A 25,466-nucleotide genomic window follows, 5' to 3' on the forward strand; every position below is an offset into this window, starting at 1 on the left:
CCACAAGCGCATGACCGCACTCCTCCCCCGCCCATGGACTAGCGCATGGCTGCCCCTTCCTTTTCGCTGAGCCGCACGCAACTGCGCTGGCTGGAATGGCTGGCGCTGTCTGCGCTGCTGCTGGGCCTGGTGGCCTGGGCCAGTCTGCGCGAGCAGCCCCGCGTCATCAACACCTTTGTGCAGGACATCACCGGCTGGCTCAGCGCGCCTGCGCCGCGCGACGACATCGTCATCGTCGCCATCGACGATGCCAGCTTGCAAAGCGTGGGGCGCTGGCCCTGGCGCCGCTCCGTGCATGCGCAGCTGATTGCGCGCATTGCCGCCCAGCACCCCAAGGCCTTGGGCGTGGACGTGCTGTTCAGCGAACCCGATCTGCAGCACCCCGACGACGATGCCCAGCTGGCCCAGGCGATTGCCCAGGCCGGCAATGTGGTGCTGCCGGTGGACTGGCGCATGGCCAATGTGGACATTGGCGCCGAGCTGCCGTTGGCCAGCCTGCGCACGGCGGCGCGCCAGCTCGGCCATGTGAATGTGACCGTCGACGACGACGGCGTGATACGCCGCTACTTTGGCGCGCAGGGCGAGAACACCGGGCCCTGGCCCCACTTCAGCATTGCGATGCTCTGCGCCAGCGGCCAGAGCCACCCGCTGTGCCAGGGCACCCGCCCGCCCGAGCCCGGCGAGCAGTGGGAGCAGCGCTCGCCCGAGATCTTCAACTTTGCCCGTGGTGACCGGCCCTACACCATGTACTCGGCCGAGGATGTGCTGACGGGCCGCATTCCTGCAGACAGCTTTGGCGGCAAGTATGTGCTGCTGGGGGCGACGGCTTCCGGCCTGGGCGATTACTTTGCCAGCCCGGCGCGGCCCGCGTCCCGGCACATCGCGGGGGTGGAGCTGATTGCCCATGCGCTGGACTCGCAGCTGTCGGGCCAGCATGTGCATGCGGTATCGCTGCCGGGCAATATGGCGGTCAACCTGGCCGCCATTGTGCTGGCCTTGTTGGCCATTGCGCTGCTGGGACCGATGGCAGGCCTGCTGGCGCAAGCCGTGGTCGCGGCCGGCCTGCTGGCGCTGTGCCTGGGGCTGCGCAGCTTTGCCGGCCTGCAGCTGGCGCCCGGGGCGGCGCTCGTGGGGCTCTTGGCGATCTACCCGATCTGGAGCTGGCGGCGCCTGAGTGCTGCGGCCCAGTTCCTGCAGCAGGAGATGCACAACCTGCGCGCCGCGCTGGACACCACCAGCGCCCCGCAGCGCAGCGGCATGCTGATGGATGATTTTCTGGAGCGGCGCATCAAGGCGGTGGAGACCGCTACCGACACCCTGCGCCAGATGCACGGCTTTGTGCGCGATACGCTGCGCCAGATCCCCTCGCCCACCTTTGTGGTGGACCCGCTGGGCATGGTCAGCCTGCACAATGCCGCCGCCGTCAGCTACCTGCAAAACCTGGGCATGCCCAGCCAGGGCCTGATCGCGATCCAGTCGGCACTGGGCGGCATGCGCGTCAAGGATTCGGGCCAGGTGCTGTCCTTTGCCAATGCCGAGCAGCTGCGCGCGCTGCCGGCCGAATGCGAGGTGCTGGACCGCGAGGACCACCGCTGGCTGCTGCTGGCCGAGGCCTTTCGCGCCCCCGCGCCTGCGGGCTGGCTGCTGATGCTGGTGGACCTGACCGAGCTGCACAAGGCCCAGCAGCAGCGCGACCAGGCGCTGCGCTTTATCTCGCATGATTTCCGCTCGCCCCAGTCCTCGATCATCACCTTGCTGGAGATGTACAAGGAGTTTCCCGGCCAGATGAGCGAGGCCGAGCTGCACCAGAAGATCAACCGCCTGGCCCACCAATCGCTGGAGATGGCCGAGAGCTTTGTGCAGCTGGCCTCGGCCCAGTCGCAGGCCATGCAGCGCCATGTGCTCAGCCTCGATGTGCTGCTGCAAGAGGCGGTGGACGATTGCTGGGCCAAGGCCTCGGAGAAAAAGATCCAGGTGCGCTACCTGCCCGGGGAGCTGGAGGCGGCCGAGACCGATATCGCCTGCGTGGGCGACCGCTCCTTGCTGCAGCGCTGCTTTGTCAACCTGCTCAGCAACGCCATCAAGTACAGCCCCAGCGGCACCGCCGTCGAGGCCAGCATCGCCGACGATGGCGCGTACTGGCGGGTGGAGGTGCGCGACCAGGGCTTTGGCATGACGCAGGAGCAGCTGGACAGGCTGTTCCAGCCCTTCCAGCGCTTTCACCACAACAGCCAGCCGCAGATCTCGGGCATTGGCCTGGGCCTGAGCTTTGTGCAGACCGTGGTGCTGCGCCACCAGGGCTTTGTCAACGTGACCAGCGGGGTCAACGCCGGCTCCTGCTTCAGCCTGCATTTACCGAAAGCGCCAGGCACGCAGCAGGAGCTGCCCGCCGCCTAACGCGGCGCTCAGTGCAGCTCTTTGCCCTTCAGCTCGGGAATCAGCCACACGGTGGCCAGCGCGTCGAGCACATAGATGGCGGCCAGGAGGCCAATCGCCATCTGGAACGAGTACTGCGCCGCGATCGCACCGATCACCACAGGACCTGCCCCGCCCACGGCGCGGCCAATGTTGAACAGCACGTTCTGCGCGGTGGCGCGTGCTTCTGTCGGGTAGGCCTCGCTCATCAGCGCGCCAAAGCCGCCCATCATGCCGTTGACGAACATGCCCATCACCGCGCCCGCCCAGAGCATGGTGATCGGGTCGTTGAGCTGCGAGTAGAACAGCACCATCAGCGCCGCACCGGCCTGGAACAGCAGGAAACTGGGCTTGCGGCCGATGCGGTCGGCCAGCTGGCCAAAGATCCAGATGCCGGCCATCATGCCCAGGATGGTGACCGCCGTCCACAGCGCGGACTTGGTCAGGTTGAAGCCCAGCTTGTTGGCCAGAAAGGCGGGCATCCAGATCATGATGCCGTAGTAGCCAAAGTTCTGCACCGAGGTGAGCACGGCAATGCCGACGCTGATGCGGGTGGTGGCGCGGTCCTTGACCAGCAGCTTGAAGCACTGCAGCACGGACTGCTTTTTCTCCTGGCTGCGCACAAACACCTCGGGCTCATGCAGGCGGTTGCGGATGAACCAGGCCACAAAGGCGGGGATCACCCCCACCAGGAACATGCCGCGCCAGCCGATATGGGGCAGCAGCAAGGGCGTGAGCAAGGCCGCGCCCAGCACGCCCACCTGCCAGCCCAGCGCCACATAGGACGAGACCCGTGCCCGGTAGCGCGCAGGCCAGGCCTCGGCCGCCAGCGCCATGCCGATGCCGAACTCGCCCCCCAGGCCAATGCCGGCAATCGTGCGGTAGATCAGCAGGTCCCAGTAGCCCTGCGCAAACGCGCACAGCCCGGTGAACACCGCAAACAGCACGATGGTCCAGGTCAGCACGCGGATGCGGCCATAGCGGTCGCTGAGCATGCCAAACACAATGCCGCCCAACACCGCGCCGATGAGGGTCCAGGTGACCAGGGAGCCGGCCTGGGCCGTGGTCAGCCCCAGGTCCTCGCGGATGGCGCTGAGCATGAAGCCCAGGATCAGCAGGTCAAAGCCATCCATGGCATAGCCCACGGCCGAGCCGGCCAGGGCCTTCCAGCCATAGCGGTTGACGGTATCGGACAAGGGAGAGGCAGTGCCTGAAGCGGCAGACCCGGCAGCGGAAGAAGACATGACAAGCGCTTTGTAGTAGGTGTTATGACAGCTGCGCGCACAAAAATGCCGCACAGACGGCGGCATGGTTGCTCAGCAGCGGGCGCTATTGTGCGCGATATCTATACGCTCTGCGTAGGGGCAGCGCAGTCCACATATTGACTAGTCGGTAAAAAATGACCACCTACTGTGGAGAATTTAAGCCAGGAACAGCTCCTGCAGGTCGCTCAGAAAGTCAAAACCACGCTCTGTGGGGGTGACTTTCTGAAAGTCCAGCTTGACGAGGCCCTTGGCCTCGGCCTCGTGCAAGGCCTTGGCGATGGAGCTGAGCGGCAGGCCGGTGCGGTCCAGGTAGTCCTGCAGCGCAAAGCCCTCGCGCAGGCGCAGCGCATTGAGCATGAACTCAAACGGCAGATCGGCGCGCTTGACCTCGTCGTCCTGCGCCAGCGCGTTGCCTTGCAGTGCCTGAGCCATGTAGCGGGCCGGGTCGCGCAGCCGCACCTGGCGCACCACGCGGTGGGCAAAGCTCAGCTTGCTGTGGGCGCCCGCGCCAATGCCCAGGTAGTCGCCAAACAGCCAGTAGTTGCTGTTGTGCACGCAGGCGTGGCCGGGCTTGGCATAGGCCGATACCTCGTAGCGCTGCATGCCGGCCTGCGCGGTGCGCGCGGTGATCTGGTCGAGCATCGCATAGGCCACATCGTCCTCGGGCACGGCCGGCGGGTACTTGGCAAAAAAGGTGTTGGGCTCGATGGTCAGGTGGTAGATCGAGATATGCGGCGGCGCAAAGCCCAGCGCCTTGTCCAGGTCCCGCGCCAAGTCCTGGGCGGTCTGGCCCGGCAGCGCATACATGATGTCGAGGTTGAAGGTCTCGAAGCTGCTGGCCGCCTCTTCGACCGCAGCCATCGCCTGCGCACCGTTGTGCACGCGGCCAATGGCCTCCAGAAAGCGGTCGTCAAAGCTCTGCACGCCAATCGACAGCCGGGTGATGCCCGCGCCGCGAAAGGCCCGAAAGCGGTCCTTCTCGAAGGTGCCGGGGTTGGCCTCCATCGTGATCTCGCAACCCGCGTCCACACGCAGGCGCGCACGGATGGCCGAGATCAGCCGGTCAATCGACTCCGGCGAAAACAGGCTGGGCGTGCCGCCACCCAGAAAAATGCTGTGGATGCTGCGGCCCCAGATGAGCGGCAGGGCCTGCTCCAGGTCGGCGATCAGCGCATCGATGTAGCGATCTTCCGGCACCGCATGGCGGCCGTCGCGCGCTTCGTGCGAATTGAAATCGCAGTAGGGGCATTTCTTGATGCACCAGGGCAGGTGCACATAGAGCGACAGCGGCGGCAGGCTGGGCAGCTGCAAGGTGCCCGGGCGCATGTAGTGCTGGATGTCGCGCTGCACCACCTGCTCAGAAGGCTGCGCCGCTTGCAGCGGAATATGCATCGCCATCTCAGTCCTTGGGGGCAGCGGCCACCAGCGGCGCGCCGGCCAGCCAGCTGTCGCGCAGCAGTGCCATCATCTGGCGCGAGGAGCGGCCCCGGTGGCTGTGCGCATGCTTGACCTCGGTGGCCATCTGCGCAAAGGTCATGCCCAGCGCGGGAATCAGCAGCACCGGGTCAAAGCCAAAGCCGCCCTCGCCCAGCGGCTCGGTCGTGATCTCGGCGGCCACGCGGCCCACGGCCACCAGCGGCTCCGGGTCCTTGGGGTGGCGCACCGCCACCAGGGTGCTGACCATGGCCGCACGGCGGTCGGTGATGCCCTGCATTTGCTCGAGCAGCGCGCGCACATTGTTGGCATCGCTTTTGTCGTAGCCAAACTGCGTGCAGTAGTAGGCGGTGTCCACACCGGGCAGGCCGCCAAAGGCGGCCACGCAGAGGCCGGCGTCATCGGCAATCGCAGGCAGGCCGGTGCGCTCGGCGGCAAAACGGGCCTTGCTCAAGGCGTTTTCCAAGAAGGTGCCATAGGGTTCGGGCGCCTCGCCCTCCATCAACGTGCCTTGGGGCAACAGGCTCACGCCCAGGGGCTCGAACATGGCCTGCAGCTCGGCGAGTTTGCCCTGATTGTTGGAAGCAAGAACGATTTTCATGGGTCGGCACCAGCGGCTGCACCGGTATCACCCGTGCAGCCCGCTGCTTTTTGAGAACGGTAAAAACAGGCATGGCGGCCTTGCGCCGCCATGCCGGGACAGGCTGAATTATCGGACCAGCGACAAAACGCAGTGCATGCCGGGCTTATGCCGCCGGCGCGTCGGGCTTGGGCGGGGCCTGGTCGCCAGCGCCGGGCTCTGGCGCCGGCGGCAAGGTGTCGCTCACCGGGTCTTCGGATTCAAAGCGTTCGGCACCGGGCATCTCCCACTCCATCGCCACTGCGGTGACGTTGTCGCTGGTGGCCCCGGCCTTGCGCAGCGCAGCATCGATCAGGTCGGGGATGGCGCGCGAGACCGATTTATTGGCCAGCTCGCGGGCGATCACGGTCTCGGAGACGCTGCTCCAGAGGCCATCAGAGCACAGCATGATGCGGTCGCTGCGGTGCATCTCGGTGGGGCCGGCCACATCGAAGAACGGACGCGAGGGGCTGCCCAGGCAGGTGAACAGCACATTGCGGTTGAAGCGATCGGGGTTGATGCTGGTCACGCCCGAGCCGCGCAGCTCCATATAGGAGTGGTCACGCGTGCGCGCCAGCACCTTGCCGCTGCGCACCAGGTAGAGGCGCGAGTCGCCGCAGTGCACCCACCAGATATTGCCATCCTGCACCACCGAGGCCACCAAGGTGGTGCGGGGCGGGTCATCCATGTTGTTGGCAATCGCGTACTTGAGGATGTTGTGGTGCGCAGACAGCAGCGCGTTCTCGAGGAACTCGGCCGGGTCTTCCAGCTTGGGGCGCGCGAGGCGCTGAAAATCCAGCGACACGGTCTGCAAGGCCAGTTGCGCGGCCACCTCCCCTTCCGGATGCCCTCCCATGCCATCGGCCACGACAAACAGACAGGCTTCCTTGGTATAGCTATACCCCATCCTGTCTTCGTTTTTTTCCCGCCCGCCCTTGCGGCTGAGCTGGAAGACCGAGAACTTCATTTGGTTTGGCCTCCGCCCACGCGCTTTTTGGTATCGCTGACCAGCGAATCAATCGACATACGAACCTTCTCGGAGACGCTCAGTTTGGTATAGCGGCGCTCGTCTTCGCGCGCCAGCTCTTTTTGTAATAGGAACACCGATTGAGGCCGGGCCTGGGGATCGAGCGCCATGCACCACTCCACCAGCTCGATCAGGTTGTCCGAGTACACACCACGCACCTTGGACATGGCCAGGCTCAGGCGGTCCTTTTCCTGGCGCTTGGGCGCATCGTTGGGCGGAATGCCCTGCATGCAGGCATAGATGCAGGCGCCAATGGCATAGATGTCGGTCCAGGGGCCCAGCGACATGTCGCGGCGGTACATCTCGGGCGCGGCAAAGCCGGGCGTGTACATGGGGCGGACAAAGTTGCCCTCCTTGCTCAGCACCTCGCGGGCAGCGCCAAAGTCGATCATCACCGCCTTGTTGTCGTCGGTGATGAAGATGTTGGCCGGCTTGATATCGAGGTGCAGCATCTTGTGCTGGTGCACGATGCGCAGACCGCGCAGCACCTCGTCGAACAGCGAGCGGATCGTCGACTCGCGGAAGACCTTGGCTTCCTTGAGATCGCGGGCGGTAACGACGAAATCCTGCAAGGTGGCCCCTTGCAGGTAGTTCATCACCATGTAGACGGTGTCGTTTTCGCGGAAGAAGTTGTAGACGCTGACGACCGAGGAGTGCGAGATCTGGGCGAGCGCGCGGCCCTCTTCAAAGAAACTCTTGAGGCCCAGGCGGTACAGCGACAGCTTGTCGGGCTCGATGCTCGGCGACAGCGACCCTGGCGCACGCGTGGCCAGGCTGGACGGCAAATACTCCTTGATGGCGACCTGCTGGCCATCGGGCGCCAGCGCCAGATAGACCACCCCGAACCCCCCCGCCGATATGCGCCGCACGATCCGGTAGCCACCGATGACGGTATTGGCTGGTAGCGGCGCAGGCTTTACTTTTGACATAGTTTGATGAACAACGCAGGTATATGAGAAGCCTGATAATGAGCGCGATTGCAAGCAACCTCATACAGTCCTATGCCAGTTTACAGCATGACAGGCTATGCCTCTGTCCAGCAAAGCATCCCACCTGACGGTGACAACAATGCTCCCTCCCTCTGGCGCGTCGGACTGGAAATTCGCTCGGTTAACAGCCGTTTTCTCGATTTATCTTTCAAGCTTCCGGAAGATCTCAGAAGCTGCGAACCACAGTTACGCTCTCTGGTAGATAATAGTCTGAAGCGTGGCAAGGTGGAAGTACGTGTACTGATCAACAGTGAACAGGCTTCCAGCGTGCCCGTCGCCTCGCCCCGCCTGCTCCAGCAGCTGGGCAGCTTCCAGGACACCGTCAAGGCCTGGATGCCTACGGCCCAGCCTTTCACTGTGGCAGAAGTACTACGCCTGAGCGGCAGCGGCAGCATCGAGCTGCCCGAGAACTGGGCCGACAACGTGGCCGCGCTGTGCCAGCAAGCCCTCAAGACCCTGCTCGACGCCCGCCAACGCGAAGGCAAGCGCCTGGCCGATATGCTGCAAGACCGCATCAAGCAGCTGCGCCAACTGGCCGAACAGGCCGAGCCGCTGATCCCCGAGCTGGTCAAGCAGCAAAAGCAGCGCTTTTTGGAGCGCTGGCAAGAAGCGATGGCGCTGAGCGCCGGCAGCGTCTCGCCAGAAGCCGCCCAGGACCGCGCGCTGACCGAAGCGACCTCCTTTGCGATCCGCATCGATGTGGCCGAAGAACTCACCCGCCTGCGCTCGCACCTGGAAGAAATCAGCCGCCTGCTCACCAAGGGTGGCGACATCGGCAAGCGCCTGGACTTCCTGATCCAGGAGCTGCACCGCGAGGCCAACACCTTGGGCTCCAAGTCCGCAGCGCTGGATCTGACCCGCATCAGCGTGGACATGAAGGTCCTGATCGAACAGATGCGCGAGCAGGTGCAGAACATCGAATAAGAAGAAGCCAAACCATGGAATACCCCGGAAACCTCTTTGTCGTCTCGGCCCCCAGCGGTGCGGGCAAGTCGTCGCTCGTCAAGGCGCTGCTCGAGCTCGACTCCCAAGTCTTTCGCTCGATCTCCCACACCACGCGCTCGCCGCGTGGCCAGGAAAAGCATGGGCGCGAGTACTACTTCGCCTCGCGCGATGACTTCGAGCGCATGATTGCCTCCAACGCGTTTGTCGAATGGGCGAATGTGCATGGCAACCTCTACGGCACCTCGAAGAAAGCGATTGAGGAGCGCCTGGCCAAGGGCACCGATATCGTGCTGGAGATCGACTACCAGGGCGCATTGCAGATCAAGCAAAGCTTTCCCCATGCGGTACTGATCTTCATCCTGCCGCCCAGCTGGGAAGAGCTGCGCTCGCGTCTGGAAAACCGCGGCGAAGACGCCTCCGACGTCATCGAGAAGCGCCTCAAGAACGCCCGCGACGAGATGGCCCAGGTCCACAAATTCGACTTCGTTATAATTAACGAATTGTTCGAGCGCGCTTTGTTCGATTTGAAGGCCGTTGTACATTCACAACGCTTGCGCTATTCGGCCCAAAGACGCGTTCGCAGCGAAATATTCTCGTCACTCGACATCCCTGTTACCCTGGAGAACTCCTGATGGCCCGCATCACCGTTGAAGACTGCCTCGACAAAATCCCTAACCGCTTCCAACTGGTTCTGGCCGCTACCTACCGCGCCCGCATGCTGAGCCAAGGCCACACGCCCAAAATCGAAAGCCGCAACAAGCCGGCCGTGACCGCGCTGCGCGAAATCGCTGCTGGCAAGGTGGGCCTGGAAATGCTGAAAAAAGTACCCGGCTAAGCCCCTGCTTATGCAACAAAATGGCACCGAATGGCGGTGCCATTTTTCTTGGTATTCACACAAATTTGTCATCGCACGCTACAGTTAAGGCGTGAAGTCCGTGTCCATCCCCTCCGCACCCGCCCAAGTCTCTGGCGTCATCGCTACCGCCGCAGCCAAGCCTGCCATGTCGTATCCGGTAGTGGTGAGTGCCTACGCCGAATTTCTGGAGAAGCTCGACTACCTCGGTGAAGCAGATCTGGCCCTGGTGGAAGAAGCTTTCGAGTTTGCCGCCACGGCCCACACCGGCCAGTTCCGCAGCAGTGGTGACCCCTACATCACCCACCCGATTGCGGTTGCCGAGATCTGCGCGAGCTGGAAGCTCGATGCCCAGGCGCTGATGGCCGCGCTGATGCATGACGCGATGGAAGACTGCGGCGTCACCCGCGATGACATTGCCCGCCAGTTTGGCGACACGGTGGCCGAACTGGTCGATGGCCTCACCAAGCTGGACAAGCTGCAGTTCAACTCGCGCGAAGAGAACCAGGCCGAGTCGTTCCGCAAGATGCTGCTGGCCATGGCGCGCGATGTGCGCGTCATCCTCGTCAAGCTGGCTGACCGCACCCACAACATGCGCACCATGTCCGACATGCCGCGCAGCAAATGGGGACGCATCTCGACCGAGACCATGGAAATCCATGTGCCCATCGCCAACCGGCTGGGCATCAACCGCGTCTACCGCGAGCTGCAGGACCTGGCCTTCAAGCACCTCTACCCCTGGCGCCATGACACGCTGGTCAAGGCGCTGGGCCGCTCGCGCAACCGGCGCAAGGACGTGGTCCAGAAGATCCATGCCGAGGTCGATTCCGCCTTTGCCAAGTCCGGCATCAAGATCCGCCTGGGCAACCAGGAAAAAACGCTCTACGCTATCTACAAGAAGATGGATGGCAAGCGCCTGTCGTTTGCGCAGGTGACCGACTCCTACGCCGTGCGCGTCATCGTGCCCAACCTGATCGACTGCTACACCGCGCTGGGTGTGCTGCACCAGGTGTTCCGCCCGGTGCCCTCCAAATTCCGCGACTATATCGCCAACCCCAAGTCGAACGGCTACCAGTCGCTGCACACCACCTTGGTCGGCCCCTCGGGTGTGAGCATGGATTTCCAGATCCGCACCGAAGACATGAACCTGGTCGACGAGTACGGCGTGCTCACGCACTGGATGATCCAGGCGCGGGCCATGCCCAATGGCGAGCAACTGGGCAACAAATGGGTGCAGTCGCTGCTCGACATCCAGGACGAGACACATGACGCCCATGAGTTCTGGGACAACGTGCGCGTGGACCTGTTCCCCGACTCGGTCTATGTGTTCACGCCCAAGAACCAGATGCTCACCTTGCCCCGGGGCGCGACCGTGCTGGACTTTGCCTACGCGATCCACTCCAATGTCGGCGAGCGCACGCAAGGCGCGCGCATCAACAACGAGCAGGTGCCGCTCAGCACCGTGCTCAAGAGCGGCGATGTGATCGAGATCTCGACCTCGCCCGATGCCGCGCCCCACCCGTCCTGGCTCACGATCGTGCGCACGGGCCGCGCCAAGTCCAAGATCCGCTACTACCTCAAGACCCAGGGCCAGAACGAGACCGCTGCGCTGGGCGAGCGCCTGCTGTTGCAGGCAATGCGGGCCGAAGGCATCTCGCAGCTGCCCGAAGACAAGGCCGTCTGGGACCGCCTGCTCACCCGCCTCGAAGCGCGCAACAAGGTGGAGCTGTTCAACGACATCGGCCAGGGCAAGCGCATTGCCGTGTTTGCCGCCAAGCAGGTGGTGGACCTGCTGGCCGAGCAAGGCCAGCGGCCGGATGCCGTGCTGCTGAGCCAGGAGCGCTTCAAGACCGGCGCCAGCACCGCCACGGCGGCGCTCGTGCTCGACGGCTCGCCCAATGCCGCCGTCAAATACGCCAAATGCTGCCGCCCCGTGCCGGGCGATCCGATTGCCGCCCACCTGGACCGCAACGCCGGCCTGGTTGTGCACAACGCCCAGTGCGCCGTCTGCAAGCGCCTGCTGGCCAAGGATGCCGAGCATTTTGTTGATGTGGAATGGGCCGACGAACCCGCCAACGAGTTCGACACCGGCGTCGTCGTCACCATCAACAACGGCAAGGGTGTGCTGGGCAAGATTGCTGCCGAGATTGCTGCGATGGGCTCGGACATCACCCACATCACGATGGACGACGAAGTAGCCATGGACACGATGGCGCTGCGCTTTGTGCTGACCGTCAAGGACCGTGCCCAGGTCGAGCTGCTGCTGCGCCAGCTGGTCAAGCTGCCCTATGTGATCCGTGCGCACCGGGTGCTGCCGGTCGCCTGAACGCCATCCGATAGCGATCGGGACAGTCCCCAAACCACAGCGCGCCTTAAAGGCGCGCTTGTGTTTTGAGAGCGGGCTATTTCAAGAGGTCCCCAGCTCCGGGTACTGTACATCCAGCACCTCCAGCACCCGCACCCCGCCCGGCGTGGGCAGCTGCACCTCATCGCCAATGCGGGACTTGAGCAGCGCCCGCGCAATCGGGGCCACCCAGCTGACCTGGCCCCGGCTGGCATCGGCCTCGTCGATGCCCATGATGGTGATCGACTCCTCGCTGCCATGCTGGTCGCAGTACAGCACCGTCGCCCCAAAATACACCTGGTCGCTGCCGTGGTGCACGCCCGGGTCCACCACCTCGGCCGCCTCCATGCGCTTGGTCAGAAAGCGGATGCGCCGGTCAATCTCGCGCAAGCGCTTCTTGCCATACAGGTAGTCGCCATTTTCCGAGCGGTCGCCATTGCTGGCGGCCCAGTGCACCACTTCCACCACCTTGGGCCGCTCGTCATCGATCAGCTGCAGCAGCTCCTGCTCCAGCGCGCGGTAGCCGCCGGGCGTGATGTAGTTCTTGCCGCCAGCAATCTTGGGCAGCTGCGGCAGATCGTCATCGTCGTCGTTGTCTGTCTCTTTGGTAAAGGCCTTGTTCATCCTGCTATTTAAACAAAGATTGGCGATGGCTCCCACCAGAAAGAAAAAAGCCTGCCATCGCCATGGCAGGCTTGGTCCATCAAGCTGCGAAAGGCTTAGACCGCCTGGCCGACCTCCACCTGGGCGGCGCCACCCAGCTCAGGCGGGTGGGTGACGATGCTGCGCAATTCGGGCTGGGGCTGGGCCAGTGCTGCCAGGTCGGGGCGTGGGCGGGCAAAGTCGCTGTTGTGCAGGCCCAGCTTTTCGACTGCCGCCGCCATCGCCAGCAGGCGGCCATCCTGGTGCAACGGGCCAACCATCTGCAGGCCAAAAGGCATGCCCGCCTCATCGCGGCCGCAGGGCAGCGACAGCGCGGGGTTGGTCGCCAAGGTCACCACATAGGTCAGGCTCAGCCATTCGTAGTAGTTGCGCTGGGTCTTGCCCTCCACTTCCTGTGCATAGAGCTGCGTCCAGGGGAAGGGCGACAGGGGAGTCACAGGGGCCAGCACCAGGTCGTATTGCTCGAATGTGCGCTGGAACATGCGCTGGATGCGGGTCTGCGCCAGATGCGCCCAGGCCCGGTCGCCCAGGCTGATGCTGGCGGCCATCTCGACATTGGCCCGCACATTCGGGCCCAGGGTCTCGGGGGCGGTGCGGTAGATATCGGCAAAGGCGGCGACAAAGCTCTCGGCGCGGATGATGTCAAAGCAGCGGTGCGCTTCTTCCAGGTTCCAGGGCAAGGCCTCCATGCAGGCCACCTCGCCGGTCAAGGCCTGCACCCGCTGGCGAAAGGCACGGCGCACCACCGGGTCGACCGCGCAGGTGCCAAAGTCCTCGGTATAGGCCACGCGCAGGCCGCGCAGGTCCATCTCCGGCACGGGCCACACAGGGGCATGGCCCACGCCCATGCTCAGCGGGTCCATCGGGTGCGGGCCCATGCTGGCCTGCATCATCAGCGCGGTATCGGCCACATCGCGGCCCATGGGGCCCAGCACCGAGATGGCCGACCAGCCCAGCGGCCGGTCGTCATTGGCAATCAAGCCCGGCGAGGGGCGCAGGCCGACCACGCCGCACAGCGCCGCCGGAATGCGCAGCGAGCCGCCAGTGTCCGAGCCGGTGCACAGCGGAAACATGTCGGTGGCCAGCGCCGCGGCTGAGCCGCCCGAGGAGCCCCCGGCATTCAGATCCGGGTTGAAGGGGTTGCCGGTGGCGCCCCAGACCGGGTTGCGGCTATTGGCACCTGCGCCCATGTCCGGCGTATTGGTCTTGGCCGTCACGATCGCGCCCTGGGCGCGCAGCCGGGCCACGAAGGCATTGTCTTTGACAGGCACATGGCCGCGCAGCCGCACATTGCCGCTGGTGGTCAGCAGGCCTTCGGTGGCCTGCAAGTCCTTCACGCCCAAGGGCAGCCCATGCAAGAGCGGCAGCTGGCTGCACCGCCCCACCTGCGCTTCGGCCAGTTGGGCGGCTGTGCGGGCCCGCTCAAAATCGGTGGCGCAGATTGCATTGACCGCCGGGTTGATGGCCTGCATGCGGGCGATGCAGTCATCGAGCAGTTCGACCGGCGAGATCTGCCGGCTCTGGATCAGGCTGCGCAGCTCGACTGCGCTGTGTTCTACCAAACTCATTGCGTGGCCAATCCCAGTTTGTCGATCAAAGGCTTCCAGACGGCGATGTCGCGCTCGGCAAAGCCCAGCACATCGGCAGGCTGGCTGCGCATCAGGGTCATGCCCATCTTGTCCATGCTGTTGGCATAGACCGGGTCGCTGTAGCACTGGTTGGTGGCATCGTTCAAGGCCTTGATCACCTCAGGCGGCGTGCCCTTTTTGGCCACCACCGCAATCCACGATGGCCGCGCCAGCACCGCCGGCCCACCGGCCTCGGCAATGGTCGGCACATCGGGCAACACCGCCGAGCGCTGGCCGGCAAAAATCGCCAGCGGCACCAGCTTGCCGGCCTTGACCTGGGGCGCTGCGGTGTTGAGCACCAGGGTCATCGCCTGGATCTGCTGGCCCATCAGGGCCGTCAGGCCCGCGCTCTCGCCGACAAAGGGCACATGGGTGGCGGGCCAGTGCATGGCATCGGTCAGTGCCGTGGTCAGCAAATGCGCAGGGCTGCCCTTGCCGGGCGAGCCAAAGTTCAGCCCACCGGCCTGGGACTTGGCGACCTTCTCCAGGTCCGCGAGTTTGCTCACGCCCGCACCCGCAGGCACCACCAGCACCAGCGGGGACGAGCCAATCATCGCGACACCGGCAAAGTCCTTGAGCGGGTCATAGGGCATCTGCTGGTGCACATAGGGCGTGATCGTCATCTGCGACATGCCGATGGTCATCGCAAACGCGCCATCGGCCGGCTGGCCCTTGAGGTAGTTGATGGCCAGGATGCCATTGGCACCGGGCTTGTTCTGCACGACCACCGGGCGCCCCATCAGCCGCCCGGTGCATTCGCCCCAGGCGCGCGTCATCGCGTCCGAGCCACTGCCCGGCGGCTGCTGCGCGATCACCTGCAACGGGGTCTGGGCGGCGGCGCCAAGGGCCCAGGCCGTCAGGCCACAGGCAAGAAGGGATGCTCTGATCAAGGGGTCACCTCGCTGGAAAAAGATTGAAGAAGCAGGGACAGCTGCTGCAGCTGCCGGTCCATCGCAGCCGGGCTGGAGAACGGCGCGAGCACGCCCAGGCCTCGTAGGCAGGACAGCACCAGCTGAAAGCGCGCTTCAGCGGCGGGCGCGCCGGCCCATTCGGGAAAGCTGCGCAGCATGCGCAGCAGCAGCTTGTCATTGATGGGGGCACGTGCGGCCTGGATATGCGCCACCATGGCGGCATCGGCACGCACCGCCAAGTAGGCCTCCCAGGCGACCGCAAAGCGGGGCTGGCCATACAGCCGCAGCCAGGCCTGTTGCACAAAGTGGTCGGCACGCCGCTGCAAGGGCCAGTGCGGCGCGGGCCAGAAACTGTCGTCGGTATCGATCTGCTGCACCAGCCGCTCAATGATCTGCAGCATCAGCGCGGCCTTGGACGGGAAATGGTGCTGCACCGCCCCCGTCGTCATCCCCGCGATGCGGGCCACCTCATGCATCGAGAGGCTCGCCAGCCCCTTGGTTTGCATTACATCGAGCGCAGCATCCATCAGACGCTCACGCGTCTGCTCACTCTTGATCTGATGCAGATTGGGCACAACAGGGGGTCTCCTAAAATACATTATGCGTGTAATGTAATTTGGCTGACATCCGGGTTTGGCCTAGGAAAAGGGCGCCCAGCCTCGGGGGCGATCCGCGCTGCAATTACCAGACCAGGCCCCTCTTGCGTTTTCTCGGAGAGTGCAGTGGTGGCCGCTTGCCCCGCAGCGTGCCGGCCTCAGAAAAGATCCGTGAGCACCGCCAGCTCGGCCAGAAACGCCTGCATCTGCGGGCTGGCCTCTTCGCCCGGCGCCAACAAGCCATGCTTGTGCGCCAGCTGCCGAAACACCGAGGCCGCCGCCAGCTGCGGCAGCGCAGCGGCACCGTCTCCCCCCTCCCAGGCATCACTCAGGTTGTCATGGGCTACTTCAATCATGCGAACTCCTCTCTTCTTATGGGCAGCCAGTGCGGCCTGCCTTGGCGGCAGCTGTACCGGCCCTTAAAACTGTATAAATATACAGTATTTAAAAAGAAGTGCTGCCTCAGATTCCCATCGATGAAACGGCCACACAGACGCGCAGGCGGCAGTGGCCCAGCGCAGCCATCCACCGCTGATCGGCAGCCCACCCTGAAATTTCAACCACTGGGGGAATAATCCCGGCAGGCCATCCGTCTACAGAGGTGTTCCTCCACCCAACCCTGAAAGATGGCCGCCATGAAAACCCCTTATGCATCCCTGATCGCTCTGTCACTGGCCGCGCTGCTGGCCCCGTTGGCCCAGGCTGAGCCGGCGGCCAAGATGGCCCATGGCATGCTGGTCAATGCCAGCGGCATGACGCTCTACACCTTTGACAAGGATGTGGCCGGCAGCAACAAGAGCATGTGCAACGGCCCCTGCATCGCGCTGTGGCCAGCCCACGCTGCGGCAGCCGATGCCAAGCCCGAAGGCGACTACAGCATCATCACCCGCGACGACGGCAGCAAGCAGTGGGCCTACCAGGGCAAGCCGCTCTATACCTATACTGCGGACAAGAAGGCCGGCGACGCCACGGGCGACAACTTCAAGGACGTCTGGCACGTCGTCAAGTAAGCGCTGGCTGCTGCTGATTCCCCTCCTCACCCCCGGACCCCACTGCCCCATGCGCGCACAGGACGAAGCGGAGATTGTGGCCTGCATCCCCAGCCTGCGGCGTTATGCGCGCGGGCTGGTCTCGGACCCCGACCGCGCCGATGACCTGGTGCAGGACACGCTGGAGCGCGCCTGGTCGCGCTTGTCGATGTGGCAAAAGCGCAATGAGCTGCGTGCCTGGATGTTCGGCATCATGCACAACCATTTCATCGACCGCCTGCGCGCCCAGCGCAGCCGGCCCGAAGACAGCGCAGGCGACGAGTTGCCCGAGCTGCCCCAACGGGCTCAGCAGACCGATGCGCTGGAAGTGCGTGACCTCGACCGCCTGCTGCAGCGCCTGCCGCCCGAGCAGCGCGAGGTGCTGCTGCTGGTTAGCGTCGAGGAGCTGAGCTACCAAGAGGTGGCGCAGATCACCGGCGTGCCGCTGGGCACGGTGATGTCGCGGCTGTCGCGGGCACGCGCCCGGCTGCGCGACGAGATGGCGAGCCCAGGCCAGAGCAAGGAGCAGGACAAAGTCAGCCATGCAGCGCAAAGAATTCAACGGGTGAAGTGACCATGGACCAGCCCAACCTCAAAGCCCTGGACGCCAGTCCCATGCCGCCGGTGACCGAAGCCGATCTGCATGCCTATGTGGACCGGCAACTGCCCAGCGCACGCCACCTCCAGGTCGAGCAATACCTGAACGAGCACCCGGAAGAACGCGCCCGTGTGCAGGATTGGCAGCAGCAGAATGCGCGGCTGCGCGAGATGCTGGCCCCCGTGATGGACGAGCCCTTGCCGATGGGCCTGCCGCTGCGCCCCACGCACAGCAGCCTGCCCTGGCGCAGCCTGGCTGCGAGCTTGCTGGTGGCGGTCGTCAGCGCGGGGGCGGCCTGGTCAATCCGCGGCGCAGTCGATGCCAAGGCCATCCAACTCGCGATGGCGGGCCAGCCCGCAGCCACCCGCCCACCAACCGCCCAGCCCCAGCTGCTGCCCGCCAGCGGCGCAGCCTTGAGCGGCTTTGCCCAGCGCGCTGCGATAGCGCATGTGGTCTTCAGCCCCGATGTGCGGCGCCCGGTAGAGATTGGCGCCGAGCAGGAGCAGGCGCTGGTCACCTGGCTGACCAAGCGCATGGGCACCCAGGTGCGCCCACCTCCGCTCAATGCGCTGGGCTACCGTTTGATGGGCGGCCGCCTGCTGCCCGGTGACAGCGGGCCGGTGGCGCAGTTCATGTACGAGACCGAGGCGGGCCTGCGCCTGACCCTGTATGTGACCCGCGAGGTGAGCAGCCAGAGCGATGCACAGTTCAAGTTTGGCCAGGACGGCCCTGTCAACGTCTTCTACTGGGTGGAAAACCACCTCGGTTATGCCATCTCGGCCGGGGCCGACCGGGCCGAGCTGATGCGCGTCTCGCAGGCCGTCTACCAGCACCTGCAGCAGGACTGAATGGCCACACTATCGCTGCCAACTGCCACGCCATCCCACATAGCCTCCGGCCTTTGCATCGCCAGGGCGAGAACCATGCGCACGCCCCAGGCCTTTGGGCACGAGCTGCAGTCGCCCACTGGGCAGCCCATTTTTGCCAATAAGGCGAGCAGACATCTGCCGCCCGCTCAGTGACACAGCCTGCAGATGCTGCGCTCAGAGCCCGCCGTCAGTGATGCTGCCAACGGGCGATCAGGCCTGGGCGTTCCGCTGTAATAAAGCCGCTGCCCTTGCGGGCGGCGCATGCAATACGTCTGTGGGACTGGGAGTGAGCAGCATGCGCGCGGCATGAAACCGAATCAATCCCCTAGCGGCTTGGGATGCTGCATCGCTGCCAGCCGGCGGTATTTCTCAAAAGTCTTGCTGATATCGGTGGAGACCGAAGGCACATAGCGCTTCGCTTTCTCGCCGCGATGGGCCACCAGCGGACGAGTCGGCATGGTCAGCATCGGAAATGATGGCTGGTTTTGCATACCCAACTCCTTTCACAAAAGACTTCTTAATCGATTCAGTCAATGACTTAAGAATGTAAGCCTTGCTTGCGCAAAGTCAAGCTACGGACCGGTCCGGGCTCCGTCATGGTTGTAATTAATTGCAAACCAGATGCGAAAAAGCGGCGGCGCGGCAATGCCGATCTGCCGATGCTCCAGGTTAGAGATTGCTGACAATCCATTTCAAAAATTTCATACAGAATCCCTGTTCTCAAGATAGCCACCAGGGTCTGTGTCCCCAGGTTGGCCTTCCACGATGGGAGGTTTTCCATGCCAGCGCTTATCCAGGTTCGATCACCCCAGTCTTCATCGCCCAGCCAGCTCAAACTGGGCAAAGGCCAGACCCTGATTGGCCGTGGTCAGGGCTGCGGTTTGCGCCTGGATGACCAAGGGGTCAGCCGAGACCATGGCGCCTTCAGCTACTACATAGGCGTGTTGGTGGTGGAGGACCACGACAGCACCAACGGCATCTTCGTCAACGGCACCAAGGTCAAGCGCCAGGTGCTCTACACGGGCGACCGGGTGACGGTGGGGCCCATCGAGATCTACATCCAGAAGGGCTCGGCGGCGTCGACCTCGGAAGGCGCATGATCGCTGCTGGCCGCGCCCCAGCGCCGGCGCTGGCACAGGTTCGCACACGGGCACAGCGCGAGTGCGCACTGCGCCAGCTGCGCCGCAAGCAATCGGGCAGGTGCGCAAGCCGTTTTATTTTTGCGACAGATCGAGAATCAGGTCGATGAAGCCTGCAGAACCGGGCAAGCCTGATGATAATTATTACGATTAGCCACAATTGTGGCTTGTTTTAACGATTAACCAGGCCAGGCTTCCGTCCAGCTCGAAGACAGGCGTCTGCGTTAGAAATGGGTTTGTCCATGAGATCTATTTTTGTTCGGGCGCAAGGCCAGTACCGGTTATGCATCGGCGCGGTGCTGCTGTCAGCGGCTGCCGGCCCCAGCCTGGCCCAATCCTATGTGTACGCGCCCAGCACGCTGTCGGGTATCGATGGCTGGGTCGCAGGCTGGATGAGCAATCGCCCGCCAGGCACGCTGACCCAGGACTGGTATCCAGGCTCTGTAGGGGGCAGCACGGGCACCGATCCAGTGGAAGGCCCCACGCATGACAGCACGTTCCTGTCGAGCACGGGCCCGCAGCGCTTTGGCGCAGGCTTGAGCGCCAGTCCCGACCCCACTTTTCCAGATTTTCAGATCATCTCCGGCCTCAGGACCAGCACGGCCGCTGCGGCAATGGCCGAACAGCAGTACATCGAGTTCCCATTCACCACCGGCACGATGCAGTATGCGGACGCCACCGCATCGGCGGCGTTGTTTTATGTCAATGCGGTCGTCACGGCCAAGCGCTGGAACCTCAACAACAACGCGCACCCGCGCGCCTTTGGCTATGCCGCTTTCGTGGTGGACGCTGGCGGCCATCCGGTCAGCGAGCTGTTGCCGCAGATAGCCGATGTCAGCATGGTGCCCGGCGATGGGTTTGAGTTTGTCCGCCCCCCGGATGGCCCTGGTCCCGGCATCACGCTGCAACCCGGCACCCCCTACGCCTTGCGCTTTTACCTCTACCGCACGGCAGCCAATACCGATGGGCGCGCATCCTGGGACGACACCTTGTTCACGATGAGCCGCCAGACCTTGGCAGAAATCATCGTCAGCGCCAGCGCCGTCACGGCCACACCCGCTGGCGCCCAGAACGACTACAGCTACAGCTTCAACGTCTACAACAACGGCCCCGACGCGACCCGCGCCGTCGTCTCTGACCCCTTGCCGACGGCAGCCAATGGCGCCAGCGCAAGCTGGTCCTGCATCGTGCAGCCTTCCGGCCTGCCATGCGCCACCCCTTCCGGCATGGGTCCTATCGGCGCCGTGGTTCAAGCCTTGAACGCTGGCGACACCGCCGTCTATACCGTGACCTGGACCGGTCCGGGCATCACGGCAGCCAGCACACATACCGTGACCGCACAGCCCCAAGCAGGCAGCCCCGCCGATCCGATTAGCACCAACAACTCGGCAGATCTCGCGCTGGTCCCCCCCACCATCACAGCGCAGGACGATGGGGTGACCTTGACCAGCAACACCGCCAGCGCTGCAACGCCGGTGGCCACCAACGACAGCAGCACCGGTGGGGTGGTGGACCCGGCCTCCGTCACTCTCGCCACGCCACCCACGGCAGGCACCGTCAGCTGCGAGGCAGGCGTTTGCACCTATGTGCCGCCTGCGGGTGGACTGACCAGCCCGGTGAGCTACCAGTACAACATCTGCCTGGCAGCGCCCAACCAGGCGGTCTGCGCGACGGCCACCGTGCGCGTGTCGGCGCCACAGCCCCATGCCGTGGCGACCAGCCCAACACCGGTACCGACAACCGGGGCGTATGGCCTGTCACTGCTGGCCTTGCTGCTGGGCTGGCTTGGCATACGCCAGCGCCGCCAGTCCAACAGCGCGTGACGGCAGCCGTGGCCGAGCGCTCAGCGCGAGGCCCCTGAGAGCGCCAGCACGACGCCAAAGCCCAGCAACAAGCCACCAAACGCGCGGTCAATCCAGTGGCGCGCCGCCAATAGGCGGCTGCGCACAGCACCCGCCGAGAAGCACAGCCCCACCAGGCTGAACCAGGCGATGTGCGCCAGCGAGATAAAGGCGCCATAGCCCAGTTGCACGGCCAACGGCGTCTGGGGTTGCACCACCTGTAAGAACAGGCTGACCATGAAGACAGTGGTCTTGGGATTGAGCGCATTGGTGAGAAAGCCTGTGCGCAGCGCCGCCCTATCGGACAGCGGCGCGAGGGGCACCTCGGCGCAGGCCTGCGCAGGCTGGCTGCGCAGCATCTTCAGCCCCAGGTAGACCAGATAGGCGGCGCCCAGCAGCTTGATCGCGTTAAAGAGCCATAGCGACTGCTGGATCAGCAGGCCCAGGCCCAGCAAGGTATAGGCCACATGGACCAGCACGCCCAAGCCAATGCCCACAGCGGTCAGCACGCCTGCGCGCCGCGACAGCAGCAGGCTGTTGCGCGTCACCATCGCAAAATCTGGCCCCGGGCTGATGACAGCGAGCAAGGTGATGGTGATAACAGCTAACAATTCGGTCATCGCGTATCCTGTGCAACAGTAAAAACTGCTCGCATGGTGCCTGCAAATATGCGCCATGAAAAACGATGATTTCTGACAGCCATGGTGAGCCTGGTTCACCACTCACCGACAGCCGCCTGCCCTCCCTGCTGGCGCTGCGCTGCTTTGAGGCTGCAGCCCGGTTGGAAAACTTCAGCCGCGCTGCAGACGAGCTGCACCTGACCCATGGCGCCGTCAGCCGCGCCGTGCGGCTGCTGGAAGACGACCTGGGCCTGGCGCTGTTCGAGCGGCGCAGCCGGCGCGTCTTTCTGACTGCCGAGGGCCGCGCATTGGCCCAGGCCGTTGGCCAGGGGCTGGATCTGATGCGCCAGGGCGTTGCCGATTTGCGCGCCCGCGCGCGCCAGCAGCGGCGCTGGGTGCTGTCCTGCGAGCCGACCTTGCTGATGCGCTGGCTGATCCCGCGCTGGCCAGACTTCCAGGCGCGCCACCCCGGGCTGGAGCTGCACCTGGTCGCAGGTGGCGGCCCCTTCTCCTTTGCCAGCGGTATCGACTTGGCGATTCGCCGGGATGACTTCGCCTGGCCCTCCGGCTGCCATGCCGAGCCCCTGTTTGCAGAGCGCATCGGCCCGGTCTGCCGCCCGGACAGGCAAGCCGCCTGGTTCCGGACCGGCCAACGCGGCACGGCACTCCAGCCCAAGGCCGTGCCCTTGCACAGCCGCACGCGCCCCGGCGCCTGGCAGGACTGGTGCGCGGCCACAGGCCGGCCCTTGCCCGCCGCGAGCGGGCACAGCTTTGAGCATTTCTACTTCAGCCTGCAAGCGGCCGTTGCCGGGCTTGGCGTCGCCATCGGCCCCTGGCATCTGGTGCAGGACGACCTTGCCCATGGTCTGCTCGCCGCGCCGCTGGGCTTTGTCGAGGACGGCTCGCACTACTGCCTGCTCTCACCCCAAGCCTTGCTGCCGGGCAGTGTGCAGCTGCTGCTGCTGGCGTGGCTGCGGTCCATGGCCTAGCGCCTGGAATCCATGGCCATGCAGCACCCATGGCCCGCGCGCGAAAGGGATACGGCCGGCACCATTTTCCTTACATACAAAAAATCAATGACCAATCGCAGGTTTAGCAAAAACTTCCTCCATTTTGCAAATTCACCCGATTGAATAAGACAATAAAAATCCCCACTGTGATACACGCCGATTCACGTCACTTTTTTGGAGATGCAGCATGCGCGAAGCCCACACCGTCAAAGACAAAGTCGTTCTGATTGCAGGGGGAGGCAAAAACCTCGGTGGCCTGATTGCCCGTGACCTGGCCAGCCAGGGCGCCAAAGCGGTTGCGGTCCACTACAACAGCGCCGCCAGCCGTGATGAAGCACTGGCCACCGTGGCCGCCGTGGAGAAACTGGGCGCCAAGGCCATCGCACTGCAGGGCAACCTGAGCAGCGCTGCTGCCGTACAAAAGCTGTTTGCCGACACCGTGGCCGCACTGGGCCGCCCCGACATCGCGATCAACACCGTCGGCAAGGTGCTCAAGAAGCCGATGGTCGATATCTCCGAGGCCGAGTTCGACGAGATGTCCAACGCCAACAGCAAGGCAGCGTTTTTCTTTCTGAAGGAAGCGGGCCTGCACCTCAATGACAACGGCAAGATCGTCACGCTGGTGACCTCGCTGCTGGGTGCCTTCACCCCGTTCTACTCGTCCTATGCCGGCACCAAGGCGCCTGTCGAGCACTACACCCGTGCAGCGGCCAAGGAGTTTGGCGCACGCGGCATCTCGGTCACCGCCGTCGGCCCCGGCCCGATGGACACCGCCTTCTTCTACCCGGCAGAAGGGGCCGATGCGGTGGCCTACCACAAGACGGCCGCTGCGCTGTCGGGCTTCAGCAAGACGGGCCTGACCGATATCGAAGATGTTGTGCCCTTCATCCGCCATCTGGTCACCGACGGCTGGTGGATCACCGGCCAGACGATCCTGATCAACGGCGGCTACACCACCAAGTAAATGGCGCGAGCGGTGGGCGTGCCGATCGCTGCAGGCCAGGCTCCTGCGCGTTCGGATGCGCTGCACCTCCGCCCGCCAGTGACGTCACCCGGCGGACGGTGAAACGCAGCATGCTTGTGCGGGGCCGTGGCTACGGCTATGGCCCTGCAAAAACGCTGCGCGGCCCACGCCGCCACTGCCCCTGGCATGGGGCCCGGGTGGTGCTGTGCCACCTTTGCCCAGCAGGCGCAGCGTCTTGGATTCTGAACCTTTGAGAGTATCGATATGCATGTACTGATGGTGATGGGCGGGGGACTGCTGCTGCTCGGCGTGTTTGTGCTGTTTGGCTGGCTGTGGTCGGCCAGCATGGCAGGCATGGTGGTCGCAGCCAAGCTGTTCATGCCGGTGTGGCTGCTCATTGCCTGCACCAATATGTGGGTCGGCGTCACCCAGGCGGGCTACAGCGTGCGCGACGAAGCGCTGATCCTGCTCATCGTGCTGATGGTGCCGGTGCTGCTGGCCGCCTTTGTCACCCGCATCCTCTCGCAGGCCTGAGGCCATGCTTGCAACTGCAGAACTGCCATGCCGATAACGCCCGCCTTCTCCCATCCCTTGCTGCGCCAGCGTGACGGTCACCACGCCCGCGTGACCTATGAAGAGCTCTTCTTTGACCTGGTCTATGTGTTTGCCGTCACCCAGCTGAGCCATGAGCTGCTGCACCATCTGAGCTTCATGGGTGTGGCACAGACCTTGGTGCTCTGGTTTGCCGTCTGGCTGGGCTGGCAGTACACCTGCTGGGTCACCAACTGGTTCGACCCGCAGACACCCCGTATCCGCGGCATGCTGTTCTCCACCATGCTGCTGGGCTTGCTGATGGCCTCCAGCATTCCCGAAGCCTTTGCCGAGCGCGGGCTGGTCTTTGCGCTGGCCTATGTGGCCATGCAGGTGGGGCGCACCGCCTTCATCTGGTCGCAGCTGCCTGCCTGGCACCCACTGGCACTCAACTACCGCCGCATGCTCGGCTGGGTCTGTATTTCTGCCGTGTTCTGGATTGCGGGAGAGCTGGCTGACCCGCAGCTGCGCCTGCTTTTGTGGTTGGTGGCCGTGCTGTGCGAATATGTGTCACCGATGTTCGGCTTTGCACTGCCGGGCCTGGGCCGCAGCCAGACGCAGGACTGGACCATCGAGGGCGGCCACATGGCCGAACGCTGCCAGCTGTTCGTGATCGTGGCACTGGGCGAGACGCTGCTGGCCAGCGGCGCCACGCTGGCCGATACCAAGACCTGGGAGTGGGATGTGCTGATGGCGCTGGGCGCCACCTTTATTGGCACCTTGGCGATGTGGTGGCTGTACTTTGGCACCTCCAGCAAGGACGCCACCGAGGCCATCACCCGCGCCGAGGATCCGGGCCGCATTGGCGCCTACTTCCACTATGTGCACGCCATCTTGATCGCCGGGGTGATTGCCTCTGCGGTGGGCAACGACCTGGTGCTGGCCCACCCCCATGCGCTGGCAGCAGCGCCGCAGATCGCCATCTTGCTTGCCGGGCCGGCCATCTACCTGCTGGGCAGCGCCATCTACAAGAAGACCGTCTATGGCGCGCTGCCCGCATCGCACTGGCTGGGCGCCTTGATGCTGCTGGTGCTGGTGCCTCTGGGCCAGGTCTGCAATCTGTTGGTGCTGGGCTGGCTGACGACGTTGCTCATCCTGGCTGTGGCGCTGTGGGACG

General features: G+C 64.3%; 26 protein-coding genes. 14 read left to right on the plus strand and 12 right to left on the minus strand.

Going from position 1 to position 25,466, the window contains the following annotated elements:
- Positions 1-45: 45 nt before the first annotated feature.
- Positions 46-2,397 carry a CHASE2 domain-containing protein gene (locus tag WH367_RS00420; protein WP_339533665.1) on the plus strand — a complete coding sequence of 784 codons (2,352 nt, stop codon included), beginning with the start codon at positions 46-48 and terminating at the stop codon, positions 2,395-2,397.
- 8 nt (positions 2,398-2,405) lie between these two features.
- Here WH367_RS00420 and WH367_RS00425 read toward each other — a convergent pair whose 3' ends face one another.
- From WH367_RS00425 to WH367_RS00445, 5 genes are all read right to left on the minus strand, one after another.
- Positions 2,406-3,548, minus strand: coding sequence for an MFS transporter (locus WH367_RS00425; RefSeq protein WP_373604914.1), 1,143 nt, complete (start codon positions 3,546-3,548; stop codon positions 2,406-2,408).
- Between the two features lie 288 nt (positions 3,549-3,836).
- Positions 3,837-5,072, minus strand: coding sequence for a radical SAM family heme chaperone HemW (hemW, locus tag WH367_RS00430; RefSeq protein WP_445228056.1), 1,236 nt, complete (start codon positions 5,070-5,072; stop codon positions 3,837-3,839).
- A 7-nt stretch (positions 5,073-5,079) separates the two neighbouring features.
- Positions 5,080-5,715, minus strand: a complete 636-nt coding sequence (locus tag WH367_RS00435; protein WP_021026328.1) for a non-canonical purine NTP pyrophosphatase — start codon at positions 5,713-5,715, stop codon at positions 5,080-5,082.
- A 145-nt stretch (positions 5,716-5,860) separates the two neighbouring features.
- On the minus strand, positions 5,861-6,700 hold the full coding sequence (locus WH367_RS00440; protein WP_021026329.1) for a PP2C family protein-serine/threonine phosphatase: 840 nt from the start codon (positions 6,698-6,700) through the stop codon (positions 5,861-5,863).
- The gene (locus WH367_RS00445) at positions 6,697-7,689 is read right to left on the minus strand and encodes a serine/threonine protein kinase (protein WP_021026330.1); all 993 of its coding nucleotides are present in this window, start codon (positions 7,687-7,689) and stop codon (positions 6,697-6,699) included. Before WH367_RS00445 ends, WH367_RS00440 begins: the two co-directional genes overlap by 4 nt.
- Before the next feature lie 72 nt (positions 7,690-7,761).
- Between WH367_RS00445 and WH367_RS00450 the strand changes: the two genes are divergently transcribed.
- From WH367_RS00450 to WH367_RS00465, 4 genes are all read left to right on the plus strand, one after another.
- A complete protein-coding gene (locus tag WH367_RS00450; protein WP_021026331.1) occupies positions 7,762-8,673 on the plus strand; it encodes a YicC/YloC family endoribonuclease in 912 nt (303 codons plus the stop codon).
- A gap of 14 nt (positions 8,674-8,687) precedes the next feature.
- Positions 8,688-9,326 (plus strand): guanylate kinase, encoded by a 639-nt coding sequence (gene gmk / locus WH367_RS00455; protein ID WP_021026332.1) that lies wholly within the window; start codon positions 8,688-8,690, stop codon positions 9,324-9,326.
- On the plus strand, positions 9,326-9,529 hold the full coding sequence (gene rpoZ, locus WH367_RS00460) for a DNA-directed RNA polymerase subunit omega (RefSeq protein ID WP_021026333.1): 204 nt from the start codon (positions 9,326-9,328) through the stop codon (positions 9,527-9,529). Before gmk ends, rpoZ begins: the two co-directional genes overlap by 1 nt.
- A gap of 166 nt (positions 9,530-9,695) precedes the next feature.
- The gene (locus tag WH367_RS00465; protein WP_084635755.1) at positions 9,696-11,873 is read left to right on the plus strand and encodes a RelA/SpoT family protein; all 2,178 of its coding nucleotides are present in this window, start codon (positions 9,696-9,698) and stop codon (positions 11,871-11,873) included.
- Positions 11,874-11,954: 81 nt separating this feature from the next.
- Here WH367_RS00465 and greB read toward each other — a convergent pair whose 3' ends face one another.
- From greB to WH367_RS00490, 5 genes are all read right to left on the minus strand, one after another.
- Entirely contained in the window at positions 11,955-12,515 is a 561-nt protein-coding gene (gene greB / locus WH367_RS00470; protein WP_021026335.1) for a transcription elongation factor GreB, read from the minus strand.
- Between the two features lie 95 nt (positions 12,516-12,610).
- The gene (locus WH367_RS00475; protein ID WP_339533670.1) at positions 12,611-14,122 is read right to left on the minus strand and encodes an amidase; all 1,512 of its coding nucleotides are present in this window, start codon (positions 14,120-14,122) and stop codon (positions 12,611-12,613) included.
- A complete protein-coding gene (locus WH367_RS00480; protein WP_021026337.1) occupies positions 14,119-15,072 on the minus strand; it encodes a Bug family tripartite tricarboxylate transporter substrate binding protein in 954 nt (317 codons plus the stop codon). The genes WH367_RS00475 and WH367_RS00480 overlap by 4 nt, the downstream gene beginning before the upstream one ends.
- Complete coding sequence (locus WH367_RS00485; protein WP_021026338.1) at positions 15,069-15,668, minus strand: TetR/AcrR family transcriptional regulator; 600 nt, start codon at positions 15,666-15,668, stop codon at positions 15,069-15,071. Before WH367_RS00485 ends, WH367_RS00480 begins: the two co-directional genes overlap by 4 nt.
- A 179-nt stretch (positions 15,669-15,847) precedes the next feature.
- Positions 15,848-16,045 carry a hypothetical protein gene (locus WH367_RS00490; RefSeq protein ID WP_021026339.1) on the minus strand — a complete coding sequence of 66 codons (198 nt, stop codon included), beginning with the start codon at positions 16,043-16,045 and terminating at the stop codon, positions 15,848-15,850.
- 279 nt (positions 16,046-16,324) lie between these two features.
- On the opposite strand from WH367_RS00490, the gene WH367_RS00495 reads away from it, so the two are divergent.
- The 3 genes from WH367_RS00495 to WH367_RS00505 are packed head-to-tail and all read left to right on the plus strand — an operon-like array spanning position 16,325 to position 18,163.
- Positions 16,325-16,699 carry a COG4315 family predicted lipoprotein gene (locus tag WH367_RS00495; protein WP_021026344.1) on the plus strand — a complete coding sequence of 125 codons (375 nt, stop codon included), beginning with the start codon at positions 16,325-16,327 and terminating at the stop codon, positions 16,697-16,699.
- 49 nt (positions 16,700-16,748) lie between these two features.
- Positions 16,749-17,291 (plus strand): RNA polymerase sigma factor, encoded by a 543-nt coding sequence (locus WH367_RS00500; protein ID WP_021026345.1) that lies wholly within the window; start codon positions 16,749-16,751, stop codon positions 17,289-17,291.
- A 2-nt stretch (positions 17,292-17,293) separates the two neighbouring features.
- Positions 17,294-18,163: an anti-sigma factor family protein gene (locus WH367_RS00505; protein WP_339533671.1), complete on the plus strand. Its 870-nt coding sequence runs from the start codon at positions 17,294-17,296 to the stop codon at positions 18,161-18,163.
- 338 nt (positions 18,164-18,501) lie between these two features.
- Here the strand turns inward: WH367_RS00505 and WH367_RS00510 are convergent, their stop codons facing one another.
- Positions 18,502-18,675 (minus strand): hypothetical protein, encoded by a 174-nt coding sequence (locus WH367_RS00510; RefSeq protein ID WP_021026347.1) that lies wholly within the window; start codon positions 18,673-18,675, stop codon positions 18,502-18,504.
- Between the two features lie 288 nt (positions 18,676-18,963).
- Between WH367_RS00510 and WH367_RS00515 the strand changes: the two genes are divergently transcribed.
- Positions 18,964-19,284, plus strand: coding sequence for an FHA domain-containing protein (locus WH367_RS00515; RefSeq protein WP_084635753.1), 321 nt, complete (start codon positions 18,964-18,966; stop codon positions 19,282-19,284).
- Between the two features lie 281 nt (positions 19,285-19,565).
- Positions 19,566-21,146: an IPTL-CTERM sorting domain-containing protein gene (locus WH367_RS00520; protein WP_339533673.1), complete on the plus strand. Its 1,581-nt coding sequence runs from the start codon at positions 19,566-19,568 to the stop codon at positions 21,144-21,146.
- Positions 21,147-21,166: 20 nt separating this feature from the next.
- Here the strand turns inward: WH367_RS00520 and WH367_RS00525 are convergent, their stop codons facing one another.
- Positions 21,167-21,784, minus strand: coding sequence for a LysE family translocator (locus WH367_RS00525; RefSeq protein ID WP_339520224.1), 618 nt, complete (start codon positions 21,782-21,784; stop codon positions 21,167-21,169).
- 65 nt (positions 21,785-21,849) lie between these two features.
- On the opposite strand from WH367_RS00525, the gene WH367_RS00530 reads away from it, so the two are divergent.
- From WH367_RS00530 to WH367_RS00545, 4 genes are all read left to right on the plus strand, one after another.
- On the plus strand, positions 21,850-22,773 hold the full coding sequence (locus WH367_RS00530; RefSeq protein ID WP_339533675.1) for a LysR family transcriptional regulator: 924 nt from the start codon (positions 21,850-21,852) through the stop codon (positions 22,771-22,773).
- A 208-nt stretch (positions 22,774-22,981) separates the two neighbouring features.
- Positions 22,982-23,758: an SDR family oxidoreductase gene (locus WH367_RS00535; protein WP_021026351.1), complete on the plus strand. Its 777-nt coding sequence runs from the start codon at positions 22,982-22,984 to the stop codon at positions 23,756-23,758.
- A gap of 264 nt (positions 23,759-24,022) precedes the next feature.
- Positions 24,023-24,292: a hypothetical protein gene (locus tag WH367_RS00540; RefSeq protein ID WP_312989905.1), complete on the plus strand. Its 270-nt coding sequence runs from the start codon at positions 24,023-24,025 to the stop codon at positions 24,290-24,292.
- Between the two features lie 27 nt (positions 24,293-24,319).
- The coding region (locus WH367_RS00545; RefSeq protein WP_339533677.1) for a low temperature requirement protein A at positions 24,320-25,466 on the plus strand (1,147 nt) is incomplete at its 3' end.

The organism is Comamonas sp. MYb21 (genome assembly GCF_037479395.1).
Lineage (GTDB): Bacteria > Pseudomonadota > Gammaproteobacteria > Burkholderiales > Burkholderiaceae_C > Comamonas.

What these genes read in the sequence shown, in the direction of transcription:
- WH367_RS00465 (WP_084635755.1), top strand. Translation starts at nt 9,696, where the DNA reads ATGTCGTATCCGGTAGTGGTGAGTGCCTACGCCGAATTTCTGGAGAAG.
- WH367_RS00490 (WP_021026339.1), bottom strand. Translation starts at nt 16,045, where the DNA reads ATGATTGAAGTAGCCCATGACAACCTGAGTGATGCCTGGGAGGGGGGA.
- WH367_RS00505 (WP_339533671.1), top strand. Translation starts at nt 17,294, where the DNA reads ATGGACCAGCCCAACCTCAAAGCCCTGGACGCCAGTCCCATGCCGCCG.
- WH367_RS00525 (WP_339520224.1), bottom strand. Translation starts at nt 21,784, where the DNA reads ATGACCGAATTGTTAGCTGTTATCACCATCACCTTGCTCGCTGTCATC.
- WH367_RS00450 (WP_021026331.1), top strand. Translation starts at nt 7,762, where the DNA reads ATGCCAGTTTACAGCATGACAGGCTATGCCTCTGTCCAGCAAAGCATC.
- WH367_RS00425 (WP_373604914.1), bottom strand. Translation starts at nt 3,548, where the DNA reads ATGGATGGCTTTGACCTGCTGATCCTGGGCTTCATGCTCAGCGCCATC.
- WH367_RS00420 (WP_339533665.1), top strand. Translation starts at nt 46, where the DNA reads ATGGCTGCCCCTTCCTTTTCGCTGAGCCGCACGCAACTGCGCTGGCTG.
- WH367_RS00435 (WP_021026328.1), bottom strand. Translation starts at nt 5,715, where the DNA reads ATGAAAATCGTTCTTGCTTCCAACAATCAGGGCAAACTCGCCGAGCTG.
- WH367_RS00500 (WP_021026345.1), top strand. Translation starts at nt 16,749, where the DNA reads ATGCGCGCACAGGACGAAGCGGAGATTGTGGCCTGCATCCCCAGCCTG.
- WH367_RS00540 (WP_312989905.1), top strand. Translation starts at nt 24,023, where the DNA reads ATGCATGTACTGATGGTGATGGGCGGGGGACTGCTGCTGCTCGGCGTG.
- rpoZ (WP_021026333.1), top strand. Translation starts at nt 9,326, where the DNA reads ATGGCCCGCATCACCGTTGAAGACTGCCTCGACAAAATCCCTAACCGC.
- hemW (WP_445228056.1), bottom strand. Translation starts at nt 5,072, where the DNA reads ATGCATATTCCGCTGCAAGCGGCGCAGCCTTCTGAGCAGGTGGTGCAG.
- WH367_RS00440 (WP_021026329.1), bottom strand. Translation starts at nt 6,700, where the DNA reads ATGAAGTTCTCGGTCTTCCAGCTCAGCCGCAAGGGCGGGCGGGAAAAA.
- WH367_RS00530 (WP_339533675.1), top strand. Translation starts at nt 21,850, where the DNA reads ATGATTTCTGACAGCCATGGTGAGCCTGGTTCACCACTCACCGACAGC.
- WH367_RS00535 (WP_021026351.1), top strand. Translation starts at nt 22,982, where the DNA reads ATGCGCGAAGCCCACACCGTCAAAGACAAAGTCGTTCTGATTGCAGGG.
- WH367_RS00445 (WP_021026330.1), bottom strand. Translation starts at nt 7,689, where the DNA reads ATGTCAAAAGTAAAGCCTGCGCCGCTACCAGCCAATACCGTCATCGGT.
- WH367_RS00475 (WP_339533670.1), bottom strand. Translation starts at nt 14,122, where the DNA reads ATGAGTTTGGTAGAACACAGCGCAGTCGAGCTGCGCAGCCTGATCCAG.
- WH367_RS00510 (WP_021026347.1), bottom strand. Translation starts at nt 18,675, where the DNA reads ATGCAAAACCAGCCATCATTTCCGATGCTGACCATGCCGACTCGTCCG.
- WH367_RS00515 (WP_084635753.1), top strand. Translation starts at nt 18,964, where the DNA reads ATGCCAGCGCTTATCCAGGTTCGATCACCCCAGTCTTCATCGCCCAGC.
- WH367_RS00495 (WP_021026344.1), top strand. Translation starts at nt 16,325, where the DNA reads ATGAAAACCCCTTATGCATCCCTGATCGCTCTGTCACTGGCCGCGCTG.
- greB (WP_021026335.1), bottom strand. Translation starts at nt 12,515, where the DNA reads ATGAACAAGGCCTTTACCAAAGAGACAGACAACGACGACGATGACGAT.
- WH367_RS00520 (WP_339533673.1), top strand. Translation starts at nt 19,566, where the DNA reads ATGAGATCTATTTTTGTTCGGGCGCAAGGCCAGTACCGGTTATGCATC.
- gmk (WP_021026332.1), top strand. Translation starts at nt 8,688, where the DNA reads ATGGAATACCCCGGAAACCTCTTTGTCGTCTCGGCCCCCAGCGGTGCG.